The organism is Aquabacterium sp. (assembly GCF_021768455.1).
Taxonomy (GTDB): domain Bacteria; phylum Pseudomonadota; class Gammaproteobacteria; order Burkholderiales; family Burkholderiaceae_C; genus Aquabacterium.
Genome location: NZ_JAIZVX010000032.1, coordinates 1 through 23,124, shown reverse-complemented (window position 1 = coordinate 23,124; position 23,124 = coordinate 1). Strand labels below are relative to the sequence as shown.

18 protein-coding genes and 1 pseudogene are annotated in these 23,124 nt (G+C 64.5%); 6 read left to right on the top strand and 13 right to left on the bottom strand.

Features of this window, described 5'->3' with window-relative positions:
• The first annotated feature begins 64 nt into the window (after positions 1-64).
• Together QZ994_RS06530 and QZ994_RS06525 are read left to right on the top strand one after the other, a co-directional pair.
• Positions 65-1,252, top strand: coding sequence for a glycosyltransferase (locus QZ994_RS06530; protein ID WP_290869905.1), 1,188 nt, complete (start codon positions 65-67; stop codon positions 1,250-1,252).
• Between the two features lie 18 nt (positions 1,253-1,270).
• Positions 1,271-2,215 (top strand): annotated as a pseudogene (locus tag QZ994_RS06525) (transposase).
• A 67-nt stretch (positions 2,216-2,282) separates the two neighbouring features.
• On the opposite strand, the gene QZ994_RS06520 reads toward QZ994_RS06525, so the two are convergent.
• The 10 genes from QZ994_RS06520 to QZ994_RS06475 form a co-directional block, all read right to left on the bottom strand.
• The gene (locus QZ994_RS06520; RefSeq protein ID WP_290869902.1) at positions 2,283-2,948 is read right to left on the bottom strand and encodes a hypothetical protein; all 666 of its coding nucleotides are present in this window, start codon (positions 2,946-2,948) and stop codon (positions 2,283-2,285) included.
• Positions 2,945-3,688: a CpsB/CapC family capsule biosynthesis tyrosine phosphatase gene (locus QZ994_RS06515; RefSeq protein WP_290869899.1), complete on the bottom strand. Its 744-nt coding sequence runs from the start codon at positions 3,686-3,688 to the stop codon at positions 2,945-2,947. The genes QZ994_RS06520 and QZ994_RS06515 overlap by 4 nt, the downstream gene beginning before the upstream one ends.
• Complete coding sequence (locus QZ994_RS06510) at positions 3,685-5,940, bottom strand: polysaccharide biosynthesis tyrosine autokinase (RefSeq protein WP_290869896.1); 2,256 nt, start codon at positions 5,938-5,940, stop codon at positions 3,685-3,687. The genes QZ994_RS06515 and QZ994_RS06510 overlap by 4 nt, the downstream gene beginning before the upstream one ends.
• A gap of 11 nt (positions 5,941-5,951) precedes the next feature.
• The gene (locus QZ994_RS06505; RefSeq protein ID WP_290869893.1) at positions 5,952-7,148 is read right to left on the bottom strand and encodes an O-antigen ligase; all 1,197 of its coding nucleotides are present in this window, start codon (positions 7,146-7,148) and stop codon (positions 5,952-5,954) included.
• Between the two features lie 245 nt (positions 7,149-7,393).
• On the bottom strand, positions 7,394-7,615 hold the full coding sequence (locus QZ994_RS06500; protein ID WP_290869890.1) for a hypothetical protein: 222 nt from the start codon (positions 7,613-7,615) through the stop codon (positions 7,394-7,396).
• A gap of 216 nt (positions 7,616-7,831) precedes the next feature.
• A complete protein-coding gene (locus tag QZ994_RS06495) occupies positions 7,832-8,500 on the bottom strand; it encodes a PEP-CTERM sorting domain-containing protein (RefSeq protein ID WP_290869887.1) in 669 nt (222 codons plus the stop codon).
• 169 nt (positions 8,501-8,669) lie between these two features.
• Positions 8,670-9,407 (bottom strand): PEP-CTERM sorting domain-containing protein, encoded by a 738-nt coding sequence (locus tag QZ994_RS06490; RefSeq protein ID WP_290869884.1) that lies wholly within the window; start codon positions 9,405-9,407, stop codon positions 8,670-8,672.
• Between the two features lie 97 nt (positions 9,408-9,504).
• A complete protein-coding gene (locus QZ994_RS06485) occupies positions 9,505-11,079 on the bottom strand; it encodes a methyl-accepting chemotaxis protein (protein ID WP_290869882.1) in 1,575 nt (524 codons plus the stop codon).
• A 99-nt stretch (positions 11,080-11,178) separates the two neighbouring features.
• Entirely contained in the window at positions 11,179-12,087 is a 909-nt protein-coding gene (locus QZ994_RS06480; RefSeq protein WP_290869880.1) for a lipid A biosynthesis acyltransferase, read from the bottom strand.
• Positions 12,087-12,992, bottom strand: coding sequence for a lysophospholipid acyltransferase family protein (locus tag QZ994_RS06475; protein ID WP_290869877.1), 906 nt, complete (start codon positions 12,990-12,992; stop codon positions 12,087-12,089). The genes QZ994_RS06480 and QZ994_RS06475 overlap by 1 nt, the downstream gene beginning before the upstream one ends.
• Before the next feature lie 270 nt (positions 12,993-13,262).
• On the opposite strand from QZ994_RS06475, the gene metK reads away from it, so the two are divergent.
• From metK to QZ994_RS06460, 3 genes are all read left to right on the top strand, one after another.
• Positions 13,263-14,447, top strand: a complete 1,185-nt coding sequence (gene metK, locus QZ994_RS06470; RefSeq protein WP_290869875.1) for a methionine adenosyltransferase — start codon at positions 13,263-13,265, stop codon at positions 14,445-14,447.
• Positions 14,448-14,462: 15 nt separating this feature from the next.
• Positions 14,463-15,065 (top strand): DUF938 domain-containing protein, encoded by a 603-nt coding sequence (locus QZ994_RS06465; RefSeq protein ID WP_290869873.1) that lies wholly within the window; start codon positions 14,463-14,465, stop codon positions 15,063-15,065.
• A gap of 350 nt (positions 15,066-15,415) precedes the next feature.
• A complete protein-coding gene (locus QZ994_RS06460; protein WP_290869870.1) occupies positions 15,416-16,666 on the top strand; it encodes an HD-GYP domain-containing protein in 1,251 nt (416 codons plus the stop codon).
• A gap of 32 nt (positions 16,667-16,698) precedes the next feature.
• Here the strand turns inward: QZ994_RS06460 and QZ994_RS06455 are convergent, their stop codons facing one another.
• Entirely contained in the window at positions 16,699-18,336 is a 1,638-nt protein-coding gene (locus QZ994_RS06455) for a peptide chain release factor 3 (protein WP_290869868.1), read from the bottom strand.
• Positions 18,337-18,482: 146 nt separating this feature from the next.
• Between QZ994_RS06455 and QZ994_RS06450 the strand changes: the two genes are divergently transcribed.
• A complete protein-coding gene (locus QZ994_RS06450) occupies positions 18,483-19,046 on the top strand; it encodes an OmpA family protein (RefSeq protein ID WP_290869865.1) in 564 nt (187 codons plus the stop codon).
• Between the two features lie 32 nt (positions 19,047-19,078).
• On the opposite strand, the gene QZ994_RS06445 is transcribed toward QZ994_RS06450, so the two are convergent.
• Positions 19,079-22,465 (bottom strand): PAS domain S-box protein, encoded by a 3,387-nt coding sequence (locus tag QZ994_RS06445; protein WP_290869862.1) that lies wholly within the window; start codon positions 22,463-22,465, stop codon positions 19,079-19,081.
• A 164-nt stretch (positions 22,466-22,629) separates the two neighbouring features.
• Positions 22,630-23,124, bottom strand: a 495-nt coding sequence (locus QZ994_RS06440; protein WP_290869860.1) for a DUF4384 domain-containing protein, incomplete at its 5' end; no start/stop codon positions are given.

The window sequence follows — 23,124 nt, the reverse complement described above, 5'->3', positions numbered from 1 at the left end:
TAATCCTACTGTTGTGTATTTGGCTTCGCGACCGTTTTTGCCCGCTTCTAGCGGTAGAGAAAAAATGATCAAACAGAGTGTTGATTTCATTTTGGAGAAGGGCGAAGTTGATCTCGTGATTTTTGCGGGCAAAAGTGAGGACGTTGACGAACGCGCATATTTTAAGATGGGATGTAGGTCCGTGAATATTCTTAGGTTGAATGGACCGTTGCATGTGATATTTAATTTATTTTTTAGAAAAGGGTGTTCCGCGCAAGAGGCGTTGTATTTTTCGAGCTCAAAGGCCGAGCGCATAAAAAAATTGTGTGACGAAACACCGCCTCGGATTGTCGTAGCAGACATGCAAAGGACAGGTGTGTTTTTGCCGTATATTGAAGCGCTCAGAAGGATTCTGGATCTGGATGATTTGCTGTCCCGTCGGTATGAGCAAATGATCGTTCGCGATTCAAATGAATCGATATTGGGTGCGTTTGGTGATCGTCTACCCAGGTTCTTTGCATCATTTCTGAATAAGTTCGGTACTTGGGTCTTGTCTCGTGAGGCTAACCTTCTAAGGCAGGCTGAGCTCAGCGCAGCGAAGAAATATGATGCAGTTCTGCTTACTTCAAGTATTGAAGTGAATTATTTGAAGAGCCTTGTTGGGCTGGATAAAATATTTGCCAATAGTCCAGCAATCGATTCCTTGGATTTTCCTGTTTCCGTTTCTCAGCCGATTTTGGCCGAGAAAAAAATTTCCGCATTGTTTGTTGGTAATTTTAAGACAGCCCAAAACATAGCGTCAATGGAGTACCTTTGTACGCGTGTGTTTCCTGTTATTCAAGGAAAAGGTTATTCGATAAGTGTTGCTGCAGTTGGTTACGCCGACCAAGACGTAAGGAACCGCTTTAAGGAATTTCCGGTGGATTTTTTGGGGTTTGTTGATGACTGGACTGCTGTTGCAGCGCGCTGTTCGATAGCGCTTCTTCCTGTTCCGTTCGGCACAGGAATTAAGACAAAAGTATTAGACTGTATGGCGATTGGTATCCCTGTTTTCACTAACAGTACTGGTGCAGAAGGCATTGATGCGGTGCACGGAGACGATTTCTTTGTGTTTGATGACGACGAGGCATTGTGTGACGCGATTATTTCGGCTTGCTCAAATTTCGAATGGATTAGAAGGGTTGGTCATAATGGTTACTTGTTTGTGAATCGAGTTCATAGTCGTGAGGTTGTTTCCTCTCGGCTCCGCTCGGCTGTTTTTGGGGAGGCTTGATCTCGTCAGTCCGCTGACATGTGCCGTCCTGGGTTGGACGAGCAACTCAATATGAAACACACGTTTATCCGTTTGGCTTGCCTGATGGACTGGGAGGTTATCTAGCACCATTTCGCTGGCCACGTCACGTCAGGCCGTGGTCAGCCGGCCTTGACGCCGCGTTTGGTGTGAGGTCTGCTGTATCAGCGGCACGCCAACGGAGCGTTCAGTGGGATGGTGGTCACATCTGGCTGCAGAACCCGTACTTGCAGTTCTTCACCGGCGATACCCACCTGCAAACCGAGTTTTCCATTGACCCTTCGATCCTGACTCGCTGGCGCCAGCGTATTGGGGAAGAACGCATAGAGTTGCTGCTGGCCTTGACCATCGAAGCGGCCAGGGCCGCTGGACTGATCAAGAGAGCCAGCTTGGAAAAGTGATCGTGGACACCACGGTGATGCCCAGGGTCTTTGCGTACCCCTACGAGTTCGGCGTGAAGGTCACACTAGCCACCACGCGCAAAGAAGGCCTGCTGGTGGGTATGCGCTCCATGCCAGGCAACCCGTACGACGGGCACACGCTGGATGAGACCATCGATCAGGTCAGCATCCTGGCCAACAAGCGGGCGCGCACGGTGATGGTGGACAAGGGTTTACAAGGGCGCGGAGGTCGACGCCGTGCAGATCCTCAGATCAGGCCCGCGGCGAGGCGTGACACGCACGATGAAGGCGATGATCGAACGGCGTAGCGCCATTGAGCCGACCATGGGATACATGAAGAGCGACGGCAGGTAGGATCGCAATCCGCTCAAGGGCGCGCTGAGCGATGCGCTCCACGCGGTACTGTGCGGTGCCGGGCAGCAATATCCGCCTGCTGCTGAGCCTGCTGAGGCTTTTTGTTGCCTATTTGCGGGCCGCCATGCTGGCAGACCTGGGCCGATCTATTGGTCAGCCAACCCTTCGCGCTCAATTGGCTGCGGCTTGATGCAATTGTTCAGTACGGACTTGGTAACGCGGCTATTACAAGGTCTGACCCGTGGAGGCGCAAGCCCTCACTGCATCGACTCGATGCCGTAATAAGTGCCCCATCGCTGCCAGGTTGCTTCGCTGTAAACGTGGCTCGCCCTGAGCTGGTTCACCCAGTTTTGGGTGGTCGGGGGGGCCTCTTCCCACATGGCAAGTGCGACGTTCAACAGTTGAATGCGTGTGTCTTTCTCGTGCGGCCCCAACGCGAGCGCGGCGTTCCAATGGCGGAACACTTCGTTGGCTGGCACCTCTGGCTGCATGGAAGTCAACAGCGCCAGGTTCGCGTGAGGTTGGGGCAAAAAGGGCCGCAACCTGGCCGATGCCATGAACTCTGCTTTGGCAGCCTCCAGCCATTGAGTGCGCTGAGGCGCAGCATCCCAGTCTTGCAGTGCGCGCATGGTGTAGAGCGCGCCCAGCGTTTCGTGCGAACCACCATCGTGAGGCCGGACCTCAAGGGCGCGCTTCAGGTCGCGCTCTGCGCCAGCCAACTCTTCCGGGCTGGCCACCTTTGTGCCAGCCGCCCACATGGGCAGGCGATCACGATAGGCGGCTGTGTAGCCGTCTGCCTCTGTCAGTTGCAGGGCCCGCCAGCCCGCAGCCAGCGAGACGATCAACCCCAGCGCAGCGCCGAGCCGCCAGGGCCAGAGCGCCCTCGTCACGGGCTGTAGGGTGGCGGTTGAGGTGTGATTCAAGCAGCCATCCCACTCTGGCCCACCAAGGGTTGGCAAATGCGTGCGGGGCCACTGAGGGTCAGGGCATCGGCCACCGTGTTGCCGTACCGGGCCAGCAACCACGTGCGAGCCGGTTTGATCTTGGGCGCACGGGTGGTGGTGCGGTGGGCATCGCTGGCCAAGGCATGAACCCAACCTTGATCAATCAACTGCTCGGCTGTGTGTTGAGCGCGGCTGCCAAATTCGCCCAGAACGGAGCCTGCCGTCACCTGCAGCAGGCAACCCAGGTCTACCAACGGTTTGATCTTCTGAACGTCGGCCATCACGCCTTTGTTCCGTTCGGGGTGCGCAATCACGGGTTTCACGTGCTGTCGCATCAGCATGGCCACCAGTTTGTCTGTGCCGACGGGAATCTGGTGATCGGGCAATTCCAGCAGCAAGTGCCGCCACGGCCCGTCCTGCCCAAGGAAGGGCAGGGTGCCTTGGGCCAGCATGTCGATCACGTCCGCGCCCGCCCTGACTTCCGCGGCCCACTGAATCTCGAGTGCAATGCCCTCGTCTGCGATGGCGGCCACCAGGGTGGCGTGTGCCGCAGCAATCGTGGCAGGCGTGTTGTCAAACACCCCTGGGTAGATGTGCGGGGTGGCGACAACGCAGCGGGTGCCATCGGCGACATGGGCCCTGGCTATGGCCAAGGCCTCGGCCAGGTCGCGCGCGCCGTCGTCAATGCCCGGCAGGATGTGGCTGTGAAAATCGATCACGCTTGCTTGCGTTGGGTGCTGATTTGCTTCACTGGCTGTTGAGGCACACCGTAGTACGAGTCGTTGTCGTAGCCCTTGGCCAAGCCGTAGTAGCGGGTGGCCTGCTGGAAGTCGAGGCTGTTGACCACGACGCCCAGGATCTTGGCGCCCACGCGTTGGAGGTGTCCAATGCCTTTGCGGGCCATGGGGTAAGCCGTTTCCATGGCCTTGACCACGTAGATGGTGCCCTCTGCATGCGGGGCGATGACCAGCGAGTCGCTCACCACTTCGACGGGTGGGGAGTCGATCATGACGATCTCGGCAGCTTCGCGCAGCAAGGCCAGCGTTTCTTCAAAGCGCTTGGAATGCAGCAGCTCAAGCGTGTTGGGAGGGATGTCGCCCGATGGGATCACCATCAGCGGGCTGCCTTCCACCGCGTGCAGGCACTCCGCCAGGGTGGCCGTGCCGGCAATCAGGTTCGAGAGCCCCTTGGCATTGGGGGGCAGGCCAAGGCGCGCGCCCACTTGAGGCTTGCGCATGTCGGCATCGACCAGAATCGTCCGGCGGGTTTGCGCATGGGCCAGGGCCAGGTTGGTGGCCAAGGTGGTTTTGCCCTCACCTGGCAGGCTGGATGTGACCAGAATGACCTTGCTGTTGCGGTCAATGCTCGAAAGCAGCACGCCTGTACGCGCCGTGCGAATGGCTTCGGCGTGCTGCGACTGCGGTTGTTCCAGGAACATGCGCGAGGCGTTCGTGGCAGCTTGCTTAACGAGCAAAGGCAGCGTGGTGAGCACGGGCAGCTGCAGGCGGTCTTCCAGCTCTTCGCCGGTTTTGACCGTGTTGTCGAGCTTGGCCATCAGCATGGCGACCAGCGAACCCAAGATGAGCGACAACATGCCCGCAATGGCCACCAGCTGCACCTTCTTGGGGCGAACGGGTGTTTCGGGCGGCGAGGCACTGTCGACCACACGGGCCACTGCGGACTGAAGGTCTGCCGTGAGGTTCGTTTCTTTGGCGCGGCTCATGAACATGTCGTAGAGCTGCTGGTTGGAAGCTACTTCACGTTCGAGGACACCGAGCTGGAATTCCTGGCGGTTGTTGGCCTGTACAGTGCCACGCAGATTGGCCAAAGCGGCTTCGAGCTGCTTTTCTGTATTGCGCGCTGCTTCGTAGTCCGTCAAAACGCTCTTCGCAATCGCTTCACGTTGCAGCCGGGTTGTTTCTCGTACGCTCCTAAGGTTCCCTTGTGCTTCCTTATAGGTGCTGTGTTCCGTGCCCATGTTCGAGGCAAGTGCCCCTAACCGTTGTTCAGCTTCAATTTCTTTTTGCATGGCAAAAGAAACGCTGGGGTTGCTCACAACCGCGGGCACTTTGCTGTAGTCGCCGTTGGTGATGCGGGCGACTTGTTGGTACGAGCTTTCGAGTTGCAGGCGGCGTGTGCGGGCTTCGACCAGTCGTGCGTTCAGATCAGATGCCTGCTGGCTCACCAGAGTTTGTGTGGAGCCGCCGAGGTTGACCAGGCCCTGTTGTTCGCGATAGGTCTGGAGCGCATTTTCCGAGTCAGTCAGATTTTTGCGTAACTCGTTCATACGGCTGGTGAGCCACACGTTGGCCTGCTGGGTGACCTTGTAGCGGGCATCGCGGTCGGCCTCGATGTAGTTCTGGGCCACGGCATTGGCCAGCTTCATCGACAGAACCTTGTTCGGTGTCTCCACGCTCACCTTCACCAATTGGCTCAGGCGCACGGGTTCCACGCTGATGTCGTCCATCAGCTTCAGGCCTGCGGCTTCGGCCAGGGTTTCCGGTGTCCACACCACGGGTTCGGCGCGCAGGCCAATGGCGCGTTTCAGCAAGGCACCCAGGCCGCTGGCTTCGATGCGCGGGTCGTAGTCCTTCAGCTCCCACAGCTTCAGGCTGGCCGCGGTGCGCACCGCCACCTCACGCGACTTCAAGATTTCGACCTGGCTCTGGTAGAACTCTTTGGCCTGGACGCCTGAGGAGTAGACATCGTCAATCGACACCACCTTGCCCTTGCCGGGCTCGATCATCAGCGTGGCCGTGGCCTTGTAGATGGGCGTGAGCGCAAAGGCGATGACCGTTGCCACGATCATCACCATGGCAGTCAGGGCCAGGATGGGCAGTTTGTGCCGTGTGATGGCCCGCCATTGTTCAAGCAGCGCCTGCTTGCTGTCTTCAGAGATGCCGACCGAGATGGGTTCGAAGGCTTGGGGGGGAGGCGACTGCACCGGCGTAGTAGGAAGGTATTGCGACATGGACAATCGTTTCAGTGCGCCGTTTTGCCGGCGTGGCGTGTGCGGGTGAACCTGGACAAGGCAAAGGGCAAGGCCAGGGCCACAGTGAACAACATGGCGTTGGCATGAATGTGAAGGTTGAAATCAACCCAGGCGTGCATGAGCAAACACACCACGGCCATGCCGGCCCCGCTGACCACCCCTTTGACAAAACCCGAGCTGGGTGAACGCATCAATTGTGCCCATTGCAGCAGGCTGAGGCACACAGCCCCCCCCAGAGTGAGGAGGGCAGGCAGGCCAAGGTCGCTCGCCAGTTCGGCGTAATCGTTGTGAGCATGCTCCACCCAGATGTCGATCGCGGGGCGTTTGTACTGGGGAAACAGGGTGAAGAAAGTGGCCGGGCCATGCCCCACCCACGGTGAGGTGAGCGCCAACTTGAAGCCGTCCTGGCCAATCGCCAAGCGTTCAGCCACGGTCTCTTCTTGGCCGGGGGCGCGTTGGTTGGCGCCTGTCGGGCCTTCATCCTGTTCCGCGCCCATGCTGAGTTCGGTGTTTTGCAGGCGTTCGACCACGTGTTCGAGCCCCACCCACTGGCCAATGACCACCAGGTCGATCACCAGCAGGCTGATGCCCAGCCAGAGTGCCGCCTGCCGTTTGTGGGGCCAGGCCCAGGCCACGGCGTAAAGAAAGAAGAACAGGCCAAAGAAGAACGACGCATTGCCCATGCGTGAACGGGTCAGGACCAGGCCGATCACCATGATGATGACCGCCAGGCGCACCAGCATGCGTTTGGACAGCAGGAAATTCAGCAGGCCCAGCAACTTGCCGCGCCAGCCCGGCAGCGTGCGGCCCCGGGCTTCTGCCGTGGCCAGCATGAGCCCGAGGGCCAGCGCCATGCACATGGCCATGTAGTTGGCGAAGTGATCGGAGTTGGCGAAGGTGCCTTGAGCCCTTTGGCCTGGCGGGAAGGCCGTGCCCAGCAGGCTGAACTCGGTCTGGCTGGACAAGGAGACCACCGCCAGGATGGCTTCGAGGGTGCCCGACACCACGATGGTGGTCAGCAGGATGATGAAGCGCTTGCGGGTGCGGGTGGTGAACATCACCAACGCTGGCACACACCAGTAGGCCAGTGCCTTGAGCTGGTAGACCTCAGCGCGGGCGACGTCGAGCGCGGGGAAGTGATGGACGAGCGGGCCCAGCCACACCCATCCAACGACCAGGGCGATCAAACCGAGGAAGGTAGTGCCCAGGCGCGTGGCCGGTGGGGTGCGGGAATCGGCGAAGCCGAGCGCTTTGGCGAGCAGAAAACAGAAAACCGCGAAGGCCAGAACCGTTGACGTGATGCCAACAGGACCATCGCGGTTGGAAGCGACCGGGAAAGGAGCCAGGAAGAGGGTCGCTACGAGAATGCCAAATGCAAGTCGCTCGGCCGCATGCGCGAAACTGCTTCGCATGCGCTACGGCAAGGCGCGACTCAGCAGCGGCTGGCTTGACCGCTGCGGCAGGTGACGACGGTGACCACAGGGGTGGTGATCACGGTGCCAGGGGGCACGGACACAGGCGGGTTGGCGATTGGGCGGATCACCGGGGGGGCAACGACGGGCTTGACCACGCCGCGAACCACGGCATGGGCGCTCATGGCGCAGAACAGAGCGCCGGTGATGGCGACGGCCTTGACGATTTGGGTATTGAACATGACAGACTCCCTTGGTAACAGCTTTCGATTTGACTTTACACGACCACCCTAGGGAAAACAAGCGCTTGCGTCTGGCACCACCTGTTTGAGTAGTGTTTGCGCAGCGTGTTTTCTCACTGTGAAATCGGGTGTGCGTTGAACTGCTGGCTGCATGAAAAAAGGGCCCAGATGGGCCCTTTTGTTCAACGCGCTCTGTTCAGAGCACTGAGCCGGAGCTTAGGCGGCACGACGGCGACGAGCCATCAGGCCCACGGCGGCCAGGCCAGCCAGCGTCATGGCGATGCTGCCAGCTTCAGGCACGGCCGGAGTGGTCACAGGGGTCTTGTAGTAGTCGACGTAGGCGGTCGGGGCATTGCCAGCTTCGAAGGTGTTGGCAATGGAGATTTCGAACTTCGAGGTGCCAGCGGCCACCGAGAACTTCAGCCAGCCGGAGTCGGGGTAGTAGTCGGTGCCCGTCAGGCCGAAGAATTCGGTGGCGGTGTAGGTGGTGTTGAAGTAGGCGGTGCCGGTGCTGTCGTACAGCTTCAGCGTGATGGTGTCGTTCCAGGCGCCTTCGTAAGCGTCGGTCGTCACGAAGCGCAGGGCCAGGGTGTCGACCGTGGTGGTGGCCGTGGCGTAGGTGTAGGTCAGGGTGGTGGGCGCATCGAGCGAGTCGTCGGTCGTCAGGACGCCGAAGTAGCTGCCCACAGCCGGGGTGATGGTGGTGGCGTAGTCGACACCGTAGGTGGCGGCGTCGAACGAGACGGCGGCGCTGGTGGCAGCGGCGAAGGTGCCCGAACCGGACACGGTGTAGCCGGCGGTGCCGGTTTCGAGGCCGACGTCAGCGAAGGCGGGGGCGGCGAAGGCAGCGGTGGCCAGCGCAACGGCGGAGAGGAACTTGGACATGAGAACTCCCTGGACAAGAGGTAGGAACCAGATGCCGAAGGACGCAAAGCCAACCTTCGGGCGTGACATGGTTTACAGATTGCCACAATGAGATCCGCTTGTCTCGCTTTCCCTACCCCCATGAACACAGGGGGTCCTGCATTCAAGGGGGAACTTTAGGCCGATGCGCTCAGCGTTGACGTCTGCGGGTGGAGAGGCCGATTGCGGCCAGCCCAGCCAGGGTGAGGGCGATGCCTGCAGGCTCGGGCACGGCCGGGGTGGGAGTGCCTTCCGCGTAGTCGATGAAGAGAAGAGGGGGGGTGCGAGCGTCCATGGCGTTGTAAAGGGACAGCGAAATCGCAGTGGTCCCAATGCCAACGCTCAGGCTGATCCAGCCTGAGTCAGGGGCGATGTCCTGGCCATTCAAGGGCAAATAGTCAGACTGATTGAGCCCTGTAATGAAGACGGATGCAAAGTCATTGGCACCTTCGGCCATGGGGCCGTCCGGTGTGACGAATCGGAAGTAGAGCGTGCCAAGCGTGGTCGTGGGAGCGTCGAACGTATAGGTCAGTTCAGCAAATGTGTTCGGGGTAAAGAGGTAGGACAAAAGACCAAAGCTGCGCCCGGCTGCAGCGGTGACCGTGGTCTGATAGTCGACCCCGTTTTCCGCCTGGGTGTAGCTGATTGCATATTCGCTGGCCTCGCTCAAGTAGCTGGATCCGCTCCCATAGAGATAAAAGTTTGAGCGGTCACCGGATTCAAAATCCAGTCCCTCCGAGGCGTGAGCTGCTGACGTGAGCGCAGCAAAGCAGGCCAGAGCGATGGCCGAACCAAATTTGGACATGTGAAATCCCAAGGCAAAAGGATGGATGGAAAAACCAGTTGCCGAAGGTTCAAGACACGCCTCCGGTCGTGACGACTGGGTCACGATTCCACAAATCGGAGGTTTTGTCGCTGCAACAGGCACCCTCAAACCAAGGGTGCAAGGTTCGTCTCGCAGTGGCGCCGCAAGCGCTCGAGCCGCGTCAGGCGCGTTCCAGCTGAAACCGCTGCACGGTTCTTTGCAGCTCCATGGCCTGTTGCCGCAGGCTGTCTGCCGCGGCGGCCGATTGCTCCACCAGGGCGGCGTTTTGCTGGGTCATCTGGTCGAGCTGGGTGACGGAATGGCTCACCAGGCCGATGCCGCCTGATTGTTGCCGCGTGGCCTCGGCGATCTCGCCCATGGCCTGGGTCACGTGCTGGATGGAGCGAACGATGTCCTGCATCACGTCGCCGGCCTCCCGCACTTTCTGAGAGCCGGTCTCGACCCGTTCCACCGAATGGCCGATGAGGGTCTTGATTTCGCGTGCGGCCTCGGCGCTGCGTTGGGCCAGCATGCGCACTTCGCTGGCCACCACGGCAAAGCCGCGGCCTTGCTCGCCAGCGCGGGCGGCTTCCACGGCGGCGTTCAGCGCCAGGATGTTGGTCTGGAAGGCGATGCCGTCGATCACGCCGATGATGTCGGCAATCTGGCGCGAGGCCTGGGTGATCTGCTCCATCTGGGTGACAGCGCTGTGCACGACCTCGCCGCCTTCGCTGGCGCGGTGGCTGGCGGTGCGGGCCAGGTCGCTGGCGGCATGGGCGGATTCGGCGGAGTGCTCCACCGTTTTGCTCAGTTCGTCCATCGAGGAGGCGGCGGCCTGCAGGTTGGAGGCGGTCTGTTCGGTCCGGCTGGAGAGGTCCTGGTTGCCCGAGGCGATTTCGGTGCTGGCCGTGAGCATGCTTTCCGACGACATACGCACGGACGACACCATGTCCTGCAGACCGGTCTGCATGGTGTGCATGGAGCGCATGAGGCGGGCGACCTCGTCGCGGCCCTGGGTGTCGATCTTGTGGGTGAGGTCGCCCTGGGCGATGGCCTGGGTGACGGCTTCGGCGCGGCGCAGCGGCTGGGTGATGGAGGCGATGCTCAGCCACATCAGCGGGAGGAAAACCACGCCCGGGGCCAGCAGCAGGGCCCAGAGCCAGACGATGGCCTGGCGTGCTTCGGTGGTGGCGCGGTCCCGGCGTTGCTGGCCTTGTGAGTTCAAGGTGTCTTGCAGGGCGGTGACCGAGAGCTCCATGGTGTCGGCCTTGGAGCGGGCGCCTTCGGTGGCGAGGTAGGCGTCCATCGAGGTGGCGAGGCTGCCGTCGACCATCTTGCCCAGCAGGGGCTCCATGTCGGTGCCGTAGGCGGAGAGCTTCTTTTGCAGGGAGGCGATCTGTTCGCTGAGGTCCTGGTCGTGCACGACGGCCTGGAGGCGCTGGATGGCCTCTTTGCTGATTTCGAGGGCCTTGCTCCAGGCCATGTGGTCGGCCTCGGTGGCGACGTAATCACCCGCGTGGATGATGGCGGCCTTCTCGAAGCCGCGCAGGCGCCCGAGGCTCAGGGCCATGTGGGCCATGGCCTGGGTGGCGGTGAATTCTTCGCTGGCAAAGCCTTCGAATTCCCCCTGGAGTTCGGTGAGCTTGAGGCTCATGCCCGCACCCACGGCGGTGCCGATGCAGACAACCAGGGCCATGCAGGCCAGGAGGCGGCTGCGGATCGAGAAGTGGCGCAGCCAGACAGCGATGCGTTTCATGAAGGGGGTCTCCGACAGGCCTTGTGCAGGTGGCCTTGTGAGACAGCGTATCGACGTGAAATCGCCCTAACTTGAGGCGGTGGCCACAGCTTGGCGCGTTCAGTAAACGCCCGGGCTGCCTTCGGGCCGTGTCTTGAAGCGTTTGTGCACCCACAGGTATTGCGCAGGCTGCAGGGCGATCTGCCCTTCGATGTAGCGGTTGAGCGCGGCGGTGTCGGCCTCGGCATCGGCCGTGGGGAAGCCGCTCAGGGGGGCTTCAAAGCGCACTTTCCAGCCTTTGCCGCCGGGCAGCAGTTCGGCAATCACGGGCTGAACCACCATGTTGAGCATGCGCGACAGGCGCGAGGGGGCCAGCAGCGTGGCGGCGGGCACGCCGAAGAAGGGCACGAAGGCGGCGTCTTTGGCGCCGAAGTCCATGTCGGGCAGGTTGAAGAAGCCGCGGCCCTGTTTCACGGCCTTGAGCAGGGGCTTGACCGAGTCGCTGCGGGGGAAGATTTCGGCGTCGCCAAAGCGCAGGCGGCCGCGCTTCATGAGCTTGTCCATCAGCGGGTGGCTTTGGGTCTGGTAGATCGACGCGCCGGGGCGGGGCTGGCACAGCAGGATGGCGGCACCGGCCACGTCCAGGCCCACGAAGTGCGGGCACAGCCACATGGTGGGGCGGCCGCTTTCCTGGAAGGTGCGCTCGGCCAGGTCGATGTCGCCCTCGATGTGGATGAGGCGCCGAATGCGGTCGGGCGAGGCCCACCAGAGCACGGCGCGGTCGAGCAGGCTCTGGGTGAGCCAGCCGAAATGCGCGCGCAGCAGGGCTTCGCGCTCGGCCTGGGGCATGGCGGGGAAGCACAGTTCAAGGTTGCGCAGGCCGATGCGGCGGCGTGAGCCCGCCAGGCGGTAGAGCAGGGCTCCCAGGCCATGGGCCAGGGCCGCCAGCACGGGCAGGGGCAGGAAGTGCAGCAGCCAGAGCAGGGCCAGCGCGGCGCGGATGCCGGCTTCCTTGAGCAGGGCCTTCATCAGGCGGGCTCTCCGGGCACGGCGGAGCTGAGGATCTCGGCGCGGGGGCCCTTGTAGCGGTTGTAGCCCCACAGGTACTGCTCGGGTGCTTGCATGATCATGGCTTCCATCAGCCGGTTCACGGCGGCCGCCGATTCTGCCGCATCGCCGGTGGCCAGCAGCGCTTCGATGTCGGCCGGCACGCGGCTGGCGTGCACGATGTAGTCGCAGCCGTGTTGGCGGCGCGCGCGCCAGCCCAGCCGCTCACCGCGCAGCAGCACGACGGCGCAGCGGGTTTGGGCCACGAGCTTGGCGGCCATGGTCATGGTGTAGGCCGGGCGGCCAAAGAAGGGCGCCCAGGTGCCCATGCCTTCGGGCGGGACCTGGTCGGGCAGCAGGCCCACGGTCTCGCCTTTTTTGAGGGCGCGCAGCATGTGGCGCACGCCCGCCAGGGTGGCGGGGCTGGTGAGCATGCCGGGGCGGTTGCGCGAGGCTTTCATCATCTCGGCCAGCCAGGCCTGTTTGGCGGGGCGGTAGAGCGCGGTGATGGGCTTGAGCGCGCCACAGCGCTCGGCATAGGCCTGGGCCGTGATCTCGAAGCAGCCGAGGTGGGGCGTGAGCAGCAACAGGCCGCGGCCTTCGGCCAGGGCGGCATCGACGCATTCGGGGTTCTGCCAGCGCACGCTGTGGCCCAGGGCCTGTTCACGAGGGCGGCCCCAGAGGCGGGGCAGCTCGCCCACCATCTTGCCGGCCTGGCCCACGGCAGCCCAGGTTTGGGCGGGGCTGAGGCCCGCAGCCTTGGCGTGGGCGTTCAGGCGCCGCCGGTACGAGGGCGAGAGCAGGTAGCTGAGCCAGCCCAGCAGGGCACCGATGGGGTGCAGCAGGGCCAGGGGCCAGCGGGCGAGGGCAAAGAAGAGGCGGGCCATGGGCGCATTTTGCCCGAGGCGGCTGCACGCTCGGTCACCAGGCCGCCAGCGGGCAAAAGCGGTGAATTGCCGCGTTTGACACCGTGACTTTCCTGTGTGTCATGAGCGCGTCGCAGTTGGCATTGGCTACACTACCAGCATCGCCGAGTTAACAGGACAACTTGCGGGGCGATTCACAAAAGCCGCTAAAGCGTTCGCCGCTGCACAGAGAACCGTGTCTCGACAGCCCCGGCGACGCCGAGGTCATCAACTTACTCTGGAGCACACACCGTGGCGAACGACTTCCTCTTCACTTCCGAATCCGTCTCTGAAGGTCACCCCGACAAGGTCGCCGACCAGATTTCCGACGCGATCCTGGACGCCATCTTCGAACAAGACCCGCTCTCGCGCGTGGCCGCCGAAACCTTGTGCAACACGGGTCTGGTGGTGCTGGCCGGTGAGATCACCACGCAGGCCAACGTCGACTACATCCAGGTGGCGCGCGACACCATCAAGCGCATCGGCTACGACAACACCGAGTACGGCATCGACTACAAGGGTTGCGCCGTGCTGGTGGCCTACGACAAGCAGTCCAACGACATCGCCCAGGGCGTGGACCGCGCCGCCGACGACTACCTGAACCTCGGCGCTGGCGACCAGGGCCTGATGTTCGGCTACGCCTGCGACGAAACGCCCGAGCTGATGCCCGCGCCGATCTACTACGCCCACCGCCTGGTGGAGCGTCAGGCCCAGCTGCGCAAGGACGGCCGTCTGCCCTTCCTGCGCCCGGACGCCAAGAGCCAGGTCACGATGCGTTACGTCGATGGCAAGCCGCACTCCATCGACACCGTGGTGCTGTCCACCCAGCACGCGCCTGAATGGAGCCTGGGCGACAAGATGAAGCCCGAGTTCAACGAGGCCATCATCGAAGAGATCATCAAGCCCGTGCTGCCCAAGGAGATGCTGCAGAACACGCGCTACCTGGTGAACCCCACCGGCCGTTTCGTGATCGGTGGCCCGCAAGGCGACTGTGGCCTGACCGGCCGCAAGATCATCGTCGACACCTACGGCGGCGCCTGCCCGCACGGTGGTGGCGCCTTCTCGGGCAAGGATCCGTCCAAGGTCGACCGCTCGGCCGCTTACGCCGCCCGCTATGTGGCCAAGAACGTGGTCGCCGCCGGCCTGGCCAAACAGTGCCAGGTGCAGGTGGCCTATGCCATCGGCGTGGCCAAGCCGATGAACATCACGGTGTACACCGAAGGCACGGGCGTGATCCCCGATGCCGAGATCGCCAAGCTGGTGGAAGCCCATTTCGACCTGCGCCCCAAGGGCATCATCCAGATGCTGGACCTGCTGCGCCCGATCTACTCGAAGACCGCGGCTTACGGCCACTTCGGCCGCGAAGAGCCCGAGTTCACGTGGGAACGCACCGACAAGGCCGCCTTGCTGCGTGATGCGGCCGGCCTGAAGGGCTGAGGCGGGGCGCAGGCGGTGGACAAGCCCTTTTCCCCAGCCTGCGAACGCAACCGCGAGCCCATCCTGGCCGTGCTGCGCACCCACCTGGGTGAGGCGCGCACGGTGCTGGAGGTGGGCAGTGGCACGGGGCAGCATGCGGTGCACTTCGCGGCCCATCTGCCCGATCTGACCTGGCAGTGCGCCGACCGGGCGGATTACCTGCCGGGCATCCGGGCCTGGCTGGCCGAAGCCGCCCTGCCCAACACGCCCGAGCCCCTGCTGCTGGACGTGGTGAGCGGCCCGTGGCCCGGGCAGCGGTTCGACGCGGTGTTTTCTGCGAACACGGTGCACTACATGCCCTGGGAGGCGGCGCAGGCCTGGTTCGCCAGCATGAACCAGGTGGTGCACTCGGGCAGCCGCCTGATCGTGTATGGCCCCTTCAACGAAGGGGGGCGCTTCACGAGCCAGAGCAATGCCGAGTTCGACCTCTGGCTCAAGGGCCTGGACCCTTCTTTTGGCCTCAGAGACGTGGCTGCGGTGGACGCCCTGGCGGCGGCGCAGGGTTGGCGTCTGGTGGCAGACCTGCCCATGCCTGCGAACAACCGTTGCCTGGTGTGGCACAGGGCCCTGCCGGGTTGACCTGGGCCGGGGCGTCGCGCCAGGCCAGGAGCAGGACCATGAACAGCATCAGGGCGACCAGCAGGTAAACGGTGAGCGCGAGCGTGCCCTTGAGCATGCCGCGCGGCGGCGGTGCCTGGGGTGTGTCGTCGTCATCGTGGTGGACCATGCGTGAGCGTCTCCCTGTGGGACAGTGTCCTTGGCCCGGGTTGGCTTGGCTAGGGCGTTCCCCCTAGGCTGAGGCCCTTGAACGGGTGGCTGGGTTCGCAACAAAGTCCCGACTCCCCGTCATTTTTGCCGATCTGCCGGTCGACAACAGCCCTAGGATTTGAGAGAGGCCCGGCGTCCGCCGCAGGTCACCATTTTCCATCATGAGAAAACAGATCACCGTCGATCAGCTGCAGGTCGGGATGTTCGTGGACGCGCTCGACGGCTCCTGGCTAGACCACCCGTTCTGGAAGTCTGCGTTCAAGATCGAGCAGGCCAGCCAGTTGGCCCAGTTGCGCACGAGCAAGGTGCGCACGCTGTGGATCGACACGTCCAAAGGGCTGGACGTGCCCTCCGGGGCTCCACGGGCCGAGGTGGTGGACGACTGCGAGCTGCCGGTTTCGCCCGCGGGGGCACCGGCGCCCGATGCCGGCCTGATCGAGACGGCGCGCGCCCAGCCGCCGGTGGTGACGGTGTCTCTTCAGGAAGAAGTGACGCGGGCCAGGCGCATCCTGGGCCAGGCGCGGGGCGCCATGACTTCGATGTTCAACGACGTGCGCCTGGGCAAGGCGGTCGACACGGAGCACTGCCTGCCGCTGGTCAACGAGATCACGCAGTCGGTGGGGCGCAACCCAGGGGCCATCGTGAGCCTGGCGCGCCTCAAGACGAGCGATGACTACACCTACCTGCACTCGGTGGCGGTGTGCGCGCTGATGGTGTCGCTGGCCAAGCAACTGGGCCTGAACGACGAGGACACCCGCGAGGCCGGTATGGCCGGGCTGGTGCACGACCTGGGCAAGGCCATGATGCCGCTGGAGGTGCTGAACAAGCCGGGCAAGCTGACGGACGCCGAGTTCACGATCATGAAGTCCCACCCCGAGGCGGGGCACCGCATGCTGGAAGAGGCCAAGGGCGTGGGCCCGGTGCCCCTGGATGTGTGCCTGCACCACCATGAGAAGGTGAATGGCACGGGCTACCCCCATCGCCTGAAGGGCGAGGCCATCAGCATTTTCTCGCGCATGGGGGCGGTCTGCGATGTGTACGACGCCATCACCTCGAACCGGCCTTACAAGGCGGGCTGGGACCCGGCCGAATCGGTGCAGAAGATGGCGCAGTGGGCCAAGGAAGGCCACTTCGACGAGCGGGTGTTCCAGGCCTTCGTGAAGAGCATCGGCATCTTCCCGACGGGCTCGCTGGTGAAGCTGCAGTCGGGCAGGCTGGCGGTGGTGGTGGAGCAGGGCAGCAGTTCGCTGCTGCACCCGCTGGTGCGGGTGTTTTACTCGACCAAATCCAAGCAGCCGATCACGCCCGAGATGCTCGACCTGAGCAAGTCGATCGACCAGATCGTCTCCAGGGAATCGCCCCAGACCTGGGGCTTCCCGCACATCGACCAGCTCTGGACCGGGCAGGCCTGAGCGCGGTTCAGGCCGCCGTGTGGCTCAGGGGGTCACTGCGTTGACAGGCTCAGGCCCGCGTGCTCGCGCAGCGGGTGGAAGTGCACCAGGGGGTGGCGCTCGGCGGTGAGGCGCAGGTCGTAGGCCGAGGTCATCATGTAGGCCAGGGTGTCGGCGGCATCCAGCGCCAGCTTGCTGGCGTTTTCGTCGCAGAACTTCTTCATGGCCTCGGGCGTTTCGGCCGTGATCCAGCGGGCACCGACGAAGCGGCAGGGCATGAGGCGGATGTCGACGCTGTACTCGGCCTTCAGGCGGTGCTGCACGACTTCGAACTGCAGCTGGCCCACGGCGCCCAGCAGCATCGAGCCACCGGATTCGGGTCGGAAGACCTGGATGGCGCCTTCTTCGCCCAACTGCAGCAAACCAGCTTGCAATTGCTTGCTTTTCATCGGGTTGGCGAGTTCCACCGTCTGGAAGAGCTCGGGCGCGAAGAAGGGCAGGCCGGTGTATTGCAGGGTGATGCCATCGGTGATGGTGTCGCCCAGCTGCACGCCGCCGTGCGTGGTGAAGCCGATGATGTCGCCCGCAAAGGCCTCGTCGACCGCTTCACGGCGCTGCGAGAGGAAGGTCACGACCGAGGTGGGGCGCAGTTCTTTGCCGCTGCGCTGCACCTTGAGCTTCATGCCGGGGGTGTACTTGCCGGAGCACACGCGCACGAAGGCGATGCGGTCGCGGTGGGAGGGGTCCATGTTGGCTTGGACCTTGAAGACGACGCCGGAGAAGTTGCCCATCTCGGGCAGGATCTCCTTGTGGGAGCCGTCTTTCTCGGTGCTGAGGCGGGGTCGGGGCGGCGGGGCCAGGTCGACCAGGGCGTCGAGCACCTCCTGCACACCGAAGTTGTTCACGGCCGAGCCGAAGAACACGGGGGTCTGCTTGGCGGCGAGGAACTGTTCGAGGTCGAAGGCCGGGGCGGCTTCTTTCATCAGCTCCATGTTGGCCTCGGCCAGCTCCCATTCGTGGCCGAAGCGGGCGGCGAGCTTGTCGCGCTCGGTGAGCGAGACCACCTCGTCGTCTTCGCCGCGCTTGTCGGCACCGGCGTCGAACAGGCGCATCGATTGCGTGCGCAGGTTGACGATGCCGCCGAACTGCTTGCCCTGGCCCACGGGCCAGGTCATGGGCACGCAGGGCATGCCGAGTTCCTGCTCGACTTCATCGAGCAGCTCCAGCGGGTCGCGGCCTTCGCGGTCCATCTTGTTGACGAAGGTGATGATGGGGGTGTCGCGCTGGCGGCAGACCTCGATCAGGCGCTTGGTCTGGGCTTCCACGCCGTTGGCCGCGTCGATCACCATCAGGGCCGAGTCGACGGCGGTGAGCACGCGGTAGGTGTCTTCCGAGAAGTCCTTGTGGCCGGGGGTGTCGAGCAGGTTGACCACGTGCTCGCGGTAGAGCATCTGCATGACCGACGAGGCCACCGAGATGCCGCGTTGCTTTTCGATTTCCATCCAGTCGGAGGTGGCGTGGCGCGAGGCCTTGCGGCCCTTGACGGCGCCTGCGATGTGGATGGCGCCCGAGAACAGCAGCAGTTTTTCCGTCAGCGTCGTTTTACCGGCGTCAGGGTGGGAAATGATGGCAAAGGTGCGGCGGCGGCCGGTTTCGGGGCCGAACGACGGGGTGGTGGGGGTATCAGACACGGGTGCTCCAGCGGGCAACGCGCGCGAGGGCGCGTGCGAAGGCCGCAATGGTAGGCGATTAATCCTTGTGAGGGATGGGCAAGCTGGGCAGGACGCTTTACATTCCCTCCCGCGCCGCCGACCGGGCGCACTTTGAGGAGCCGACCGTGACTTTGTCCCCCTTCCGCCTGAGCCGTTCTGCCGCCCTGGCCGCCCTGATGCTGTGCATGGGCGCCGCCCAGGCCGCCGAGTCCACCACCGTGCTGAAAGGTGCGGCCGTGACCGAGGCGAATCTGGTGGACGCCCTGGTGCCGGACGAGGCGCCCCTGCGCATGCGCAGCCTGCGGGTGGTGAAGGACTCGGCCCCGCAGCAGGCGGCCCGCAAGCCGAGCGCTTCGCTGCTGATCACCTTCCAGACCAATTCGGCCGAGCTGACGCCCCAGGCCCGCCAGCAGCTGGACGTGGTGGCCCAGGCCCTGCGCAACGAGAAGCTGGCCGAGTTCGCCTTCAATGTGGAGGGCCATGCCGACCCGCGCGGCACGCAGGACCTGAACCAGACCCTGTCGCAGCAGCGCGCCGAGAGCGTGCGCCGCTACCTGGTGGGCACGCACGCCATCGGCGCCGAGCGCCTGAGCGCGGTGGGCAAGGGCGACAGCGAGCCGCTGAACACGGGCAACCCGGCCGCGCCCGAAAACCGGCGCGTCACCCTGGTCACCCGGGTGGCGAACTGAAGCGGGCGAACTGAGGCTGGCGGGCGAGGGCCTCAGGCCATCGCCGTCTGGGGCAGCAGCACCTGCTCCAGGGGTTCGGGGCGGTGCACCAGGTAGCCCTGGGCGTAGTCCACGCCGATGCGGCGCAGTTCGGTCACGGTGGCCTCGTCTTCGACGAATTCGGCGATCGTCTTGATGCCCAGCACCTGGGCCACGTCGCGGAAGCAGCGCACGGCGGCATGGTCGAGGGCGTTGCTGGTCAGGGTCTTGATGAACTGGCCGTCGATCTTGAGGTAGTCCACCGTGAGGCTCTTGAGGTAGCCGAAGGAGGAGGAGCCGGCACCGAAGTCGTCGAGGGCGATGCGCACGCCAAGGGCGCGCATTTCGTCGATGAACAGGGTGGCGTCGCCCAGGTTGGTGATGGCCGCGGTTTCGGTCACTTCGAAGCACAGGCGGCGCACGTCGAAGCTGGTCTGCGCGACCTGTTCGGCCACGAAGCGGTGGAAGGCCTTGTCGCCGATGGACTGCCCCGAGAGGTTGACCGTGATGGTGGCGACGTGGTCGATCTCGCTGGCGTGGGCGGTGAGCCAGCGGAAGGTGTGGCGCACCACCCAGCGGTCGATGCGCGAGGCCATGTGGAAGCGCTCGGCGGCGGGCAAAAACGCGCCGGGCGGGATGAGCTTGCCGTCGTCGTCGCGCAGGCGGATCAGCAGTTCGCAGTGCAGGCCTTCGTGGCGGGTGCGTTCGCTCAAGGGGGCGATGCGCTGGGCGAAGAGCACGAAGCGGTCTTCGTCGATGGCCTGCTCGATGCGGGTGGCCCAGTGCATTTCGCCCTGGCGGGCCTTGAGGGCCTGGTCGGTGTCGTACCAGGCGTGCACGCGGTTGCGGCCGGCGTCCTTGGCGGCGTAGCAGGCGCTGTCGGCGGCCTGCAGCACGAGCGATGCGTGGGCCCAGCGGGCGTCGATGGGGACCAGGCCGATGCTGGTGCCGATGCGGAAGCGCCGCCCGTCGTGCACGAAGCGGAAGTCTTCCATCTGGTCGCAGATCTGCTGGGCGACGCGCTGGGCCTGTTCGACGGTGCAGTGCTCGAGGATGATGCCGAACTCGTCGCCGCCCAGGCGCGCCAGGGTGTCGCGCGAGCGCACGCAGGTCTGCAGCAGGCTGGTGACCTGGCAGAGCAGCTGGTCGCCCATGGCGTGGCCGCAGGCGTCGTTGACCAGCTTGAACTGGTCGAGGTCGATGTACATCATGGCGTGCGCGCTGGCATCGGCCTTGGCGCGTTCCAGGGTCTTGCCCAGGCGGCGTTCGAATTCGCCGCGGTTGACCAGGCCGGTGAGCTCGTCGTGCGTGGCACGGAAGCGCATTTCGTGGCCCATGCGGCGCTGTTCGGTCACGTCGTGGAAGACGAGGACCACGCCGAGCACCTGGCCCTGGTCGTCGCGGATGGGCGCGGCCGAGTCCTCGATGCCGTATTCGGCGCCATCGCGTGAGAGCAGCAGGGTGTGCTGGCACTGGGGGGCGTCGTCGGCCCCGCTGAGGCAGCGCACGACGGGGCAGGGCGCGGGCAGGCGGCTGTGCTCGTCAACGATGTGGAAGACCTGGTTGAGCGCCAGGCCACGGGCGCCTTCGGTGGACCAGGCGGTCATGCGCTCGGCCACGGGGTTGAGCCATTGCACGCGGCCTTGCGCGTCGGTGGTGATGACGGCGTCGCCGATGGAGTGCAGGGTGACGCGCAGCAGTTCGTGCTTTTCGGCCAGCTCGCGCTCCATGCGCTTGCGGTCGGTGACGTCGTAGTTGCTGCCCAGCAGGCGCACGGCCTCGCCGTGTTCGTTGCGGAAGATGGTGGCGCGGGCGTAGACGTAGCGCACGCTGCCGTCGCGGCGCTGCACGCGGAAGTCGAAGTCGATGGGGCGGCGTCCGGCCAGGGCCTCGCTGAGTTCCTGGCGGGAGTAGGCCAGGTCGTCGGGGTGGATGCAGCGTTCCCAGTCGGCCAGGGTGCCGGTGGCCTGTTCGCGGGGCAAGTCGAAGATCTGGAACATCATGTCGTTCCACACCAGGCGGTCCCCAGCCAGGGTGTATTCCCAGATGCCGATGCCGTTGGACTGGGTGGCGAGGGTGAGGCGCTCGCGGTTGGCGTGCAGCTCGGCCTCGACGGCATGGCGCTCGCTCACGTCTTCGAGGATGGCCAGGGAGCGCAGGTGCTGGCCCTGGGCGTCGCGCTCCATGATGGCCGAGAGGCGCACGTGGATGGGGTGCCCATCCTTGTGCAGCATCTGGTATTCGATGTGGCTGCAGCGGCCGGTGCGGAAGTACTCGGGCAGGGCGGTCTGGCGCACGGCCTCGTAGGAGCCGGGTGCGAGGAATTCGCTGGAGGTGTGGCCGATGACCTCTTCGCGGGTGTAGCCGAGCTTGGCCAGCCAGGTGTCGCTCACGCTGAGGATGCGGCCCTGGGCATCGACGCAGTACAGCATGGCCGGCGTCTGCTCGTAGAGCGAGCGCAGGCGCGCCTCGCTGGCCTCGATGGCGTCGAGGGCGAGCTTGTAGGCGGTGATGTCGTGCCCCACCGAGTGGATGGCGGTGAGCTGGCCGTGTTCGTCGAAGATGGGGCGGTTGGTCCAGCCGATCCAGTGGGCCTGGCCATTGGCGGCGATGGTGCGGTTTTCGCCGTGGTCGACCACGCCGGCGGCGCAGACCTGCTGGAGATGGCGGCGCACGGCCTCGCGATCGCGCTCGTGCACGAAGTCGAAGAGGTTGCGGCCGATGGCGGCTTCGGGGGCGATGCCGTAGTGGCGCCCGTAGGCCCCGTTGACGAACTGCAGCGTGCCATCGGGGCTGGCCAGGGAGATGAGCTCGGTCTGGTCCTCGACGATGGCCCGGTAGCGCGCTTCGCGTTCGGCGATTTCGTGCTGGTGCTGGCCCTCCATCGACAGGGTCTGGTCGATGGCTTCGGCGCGCAGGCGCAGGGCTTCGGCCACGGTGGCCGCGAGCTGGGTGAGCAGCTGGCGCTGGGCCGGGTCGAGCTGGCGGGGGCGCTGGTCGATCACGCACAGCGTGCCCACGCACTCGCCGCTCGCCAGGGTGATGGGGGCGCCGGCGTAGAAGCGGATGTGGGGCGCGCCGGTGACCAGGGGGTTGTCGGCAAAGCGCGGGTCGAGCCGGGCGTCGGGCACCTCCATCAGCTCGGACGAGAGGATGGCGTGGGCGCAGAAGGCGTGGTCGCGCGGGGTTTCGCAGACCCCCGGCAGGCCTTGCTGCGATTTGAACCACTGGCGGTTCTGGTCGACCAGGCTCACCAGGGCGATGGGGGTCTGGCAGGTGCTGCGGGCCAGTTGGGTGAAGGCGTCGAAGAGGGCCTCGGGCGGGGTGTCGAGCACGCGCAGCGCGCGCAGTCGCTGGAGGCGGGACGCTTCGTCAGGGGGCAGGGGCGCTGCACGGCTCATCCGGGGGGGCTCGCTTTGAACGGGGTGGTCGGGTGAGACCACCTGGTGCGCCGCAAGGCACGGGATCTCTGAGGGATTGTCGGCGCTTCCGGGGCGCTCCTAGAGCCCGACCAAGCCGGCTTTCCTGGGCAATATGTGGGGATTGCCCGGGGTTTGTGCCGCCATCAGGGGGCGATTTCTTCGATCCGGACCTCGGCGGCGCCAAAGCGGCTGTCGCAGGGCTGGCCGCTTGCGCAGCGCGCCGGGCCCACGAAAGGGCTGCCCTGGCCGCTGTGGCTGGCCCAGAGGCGGGCGGCCTGGGTGAGGTCGAATTCGGGGATGCTGTCGCGGGTGGTGAGGCCCAGGGGGGCGAGGTCGCGCGGGGTGGGCGACACCACCGTGACGATGCGGTTGACGCCTGGCGGGCCACCGGCGGTGATGTGCCAGCCGCGGCGGGGCAGTTCGATCTCGCGCCCGGCTTCGATGTGGTTGCGGTCGTCCAGCGCGTTGGGGAAGAGCAGGTAGAAGTGCGAGGCGTCGGTGCCGGCCAGGTAGACGTAGACGTAGCCGGGCTGGCTGGACCTCACCCGAAACAGCAGGCGGTCGCGCCCGATCACCAGGCGCGAGCGGCTGGGCTCGGTGGTGACGCCGAGTTGCGGATCGGCCTGGCGCAGGCGTTC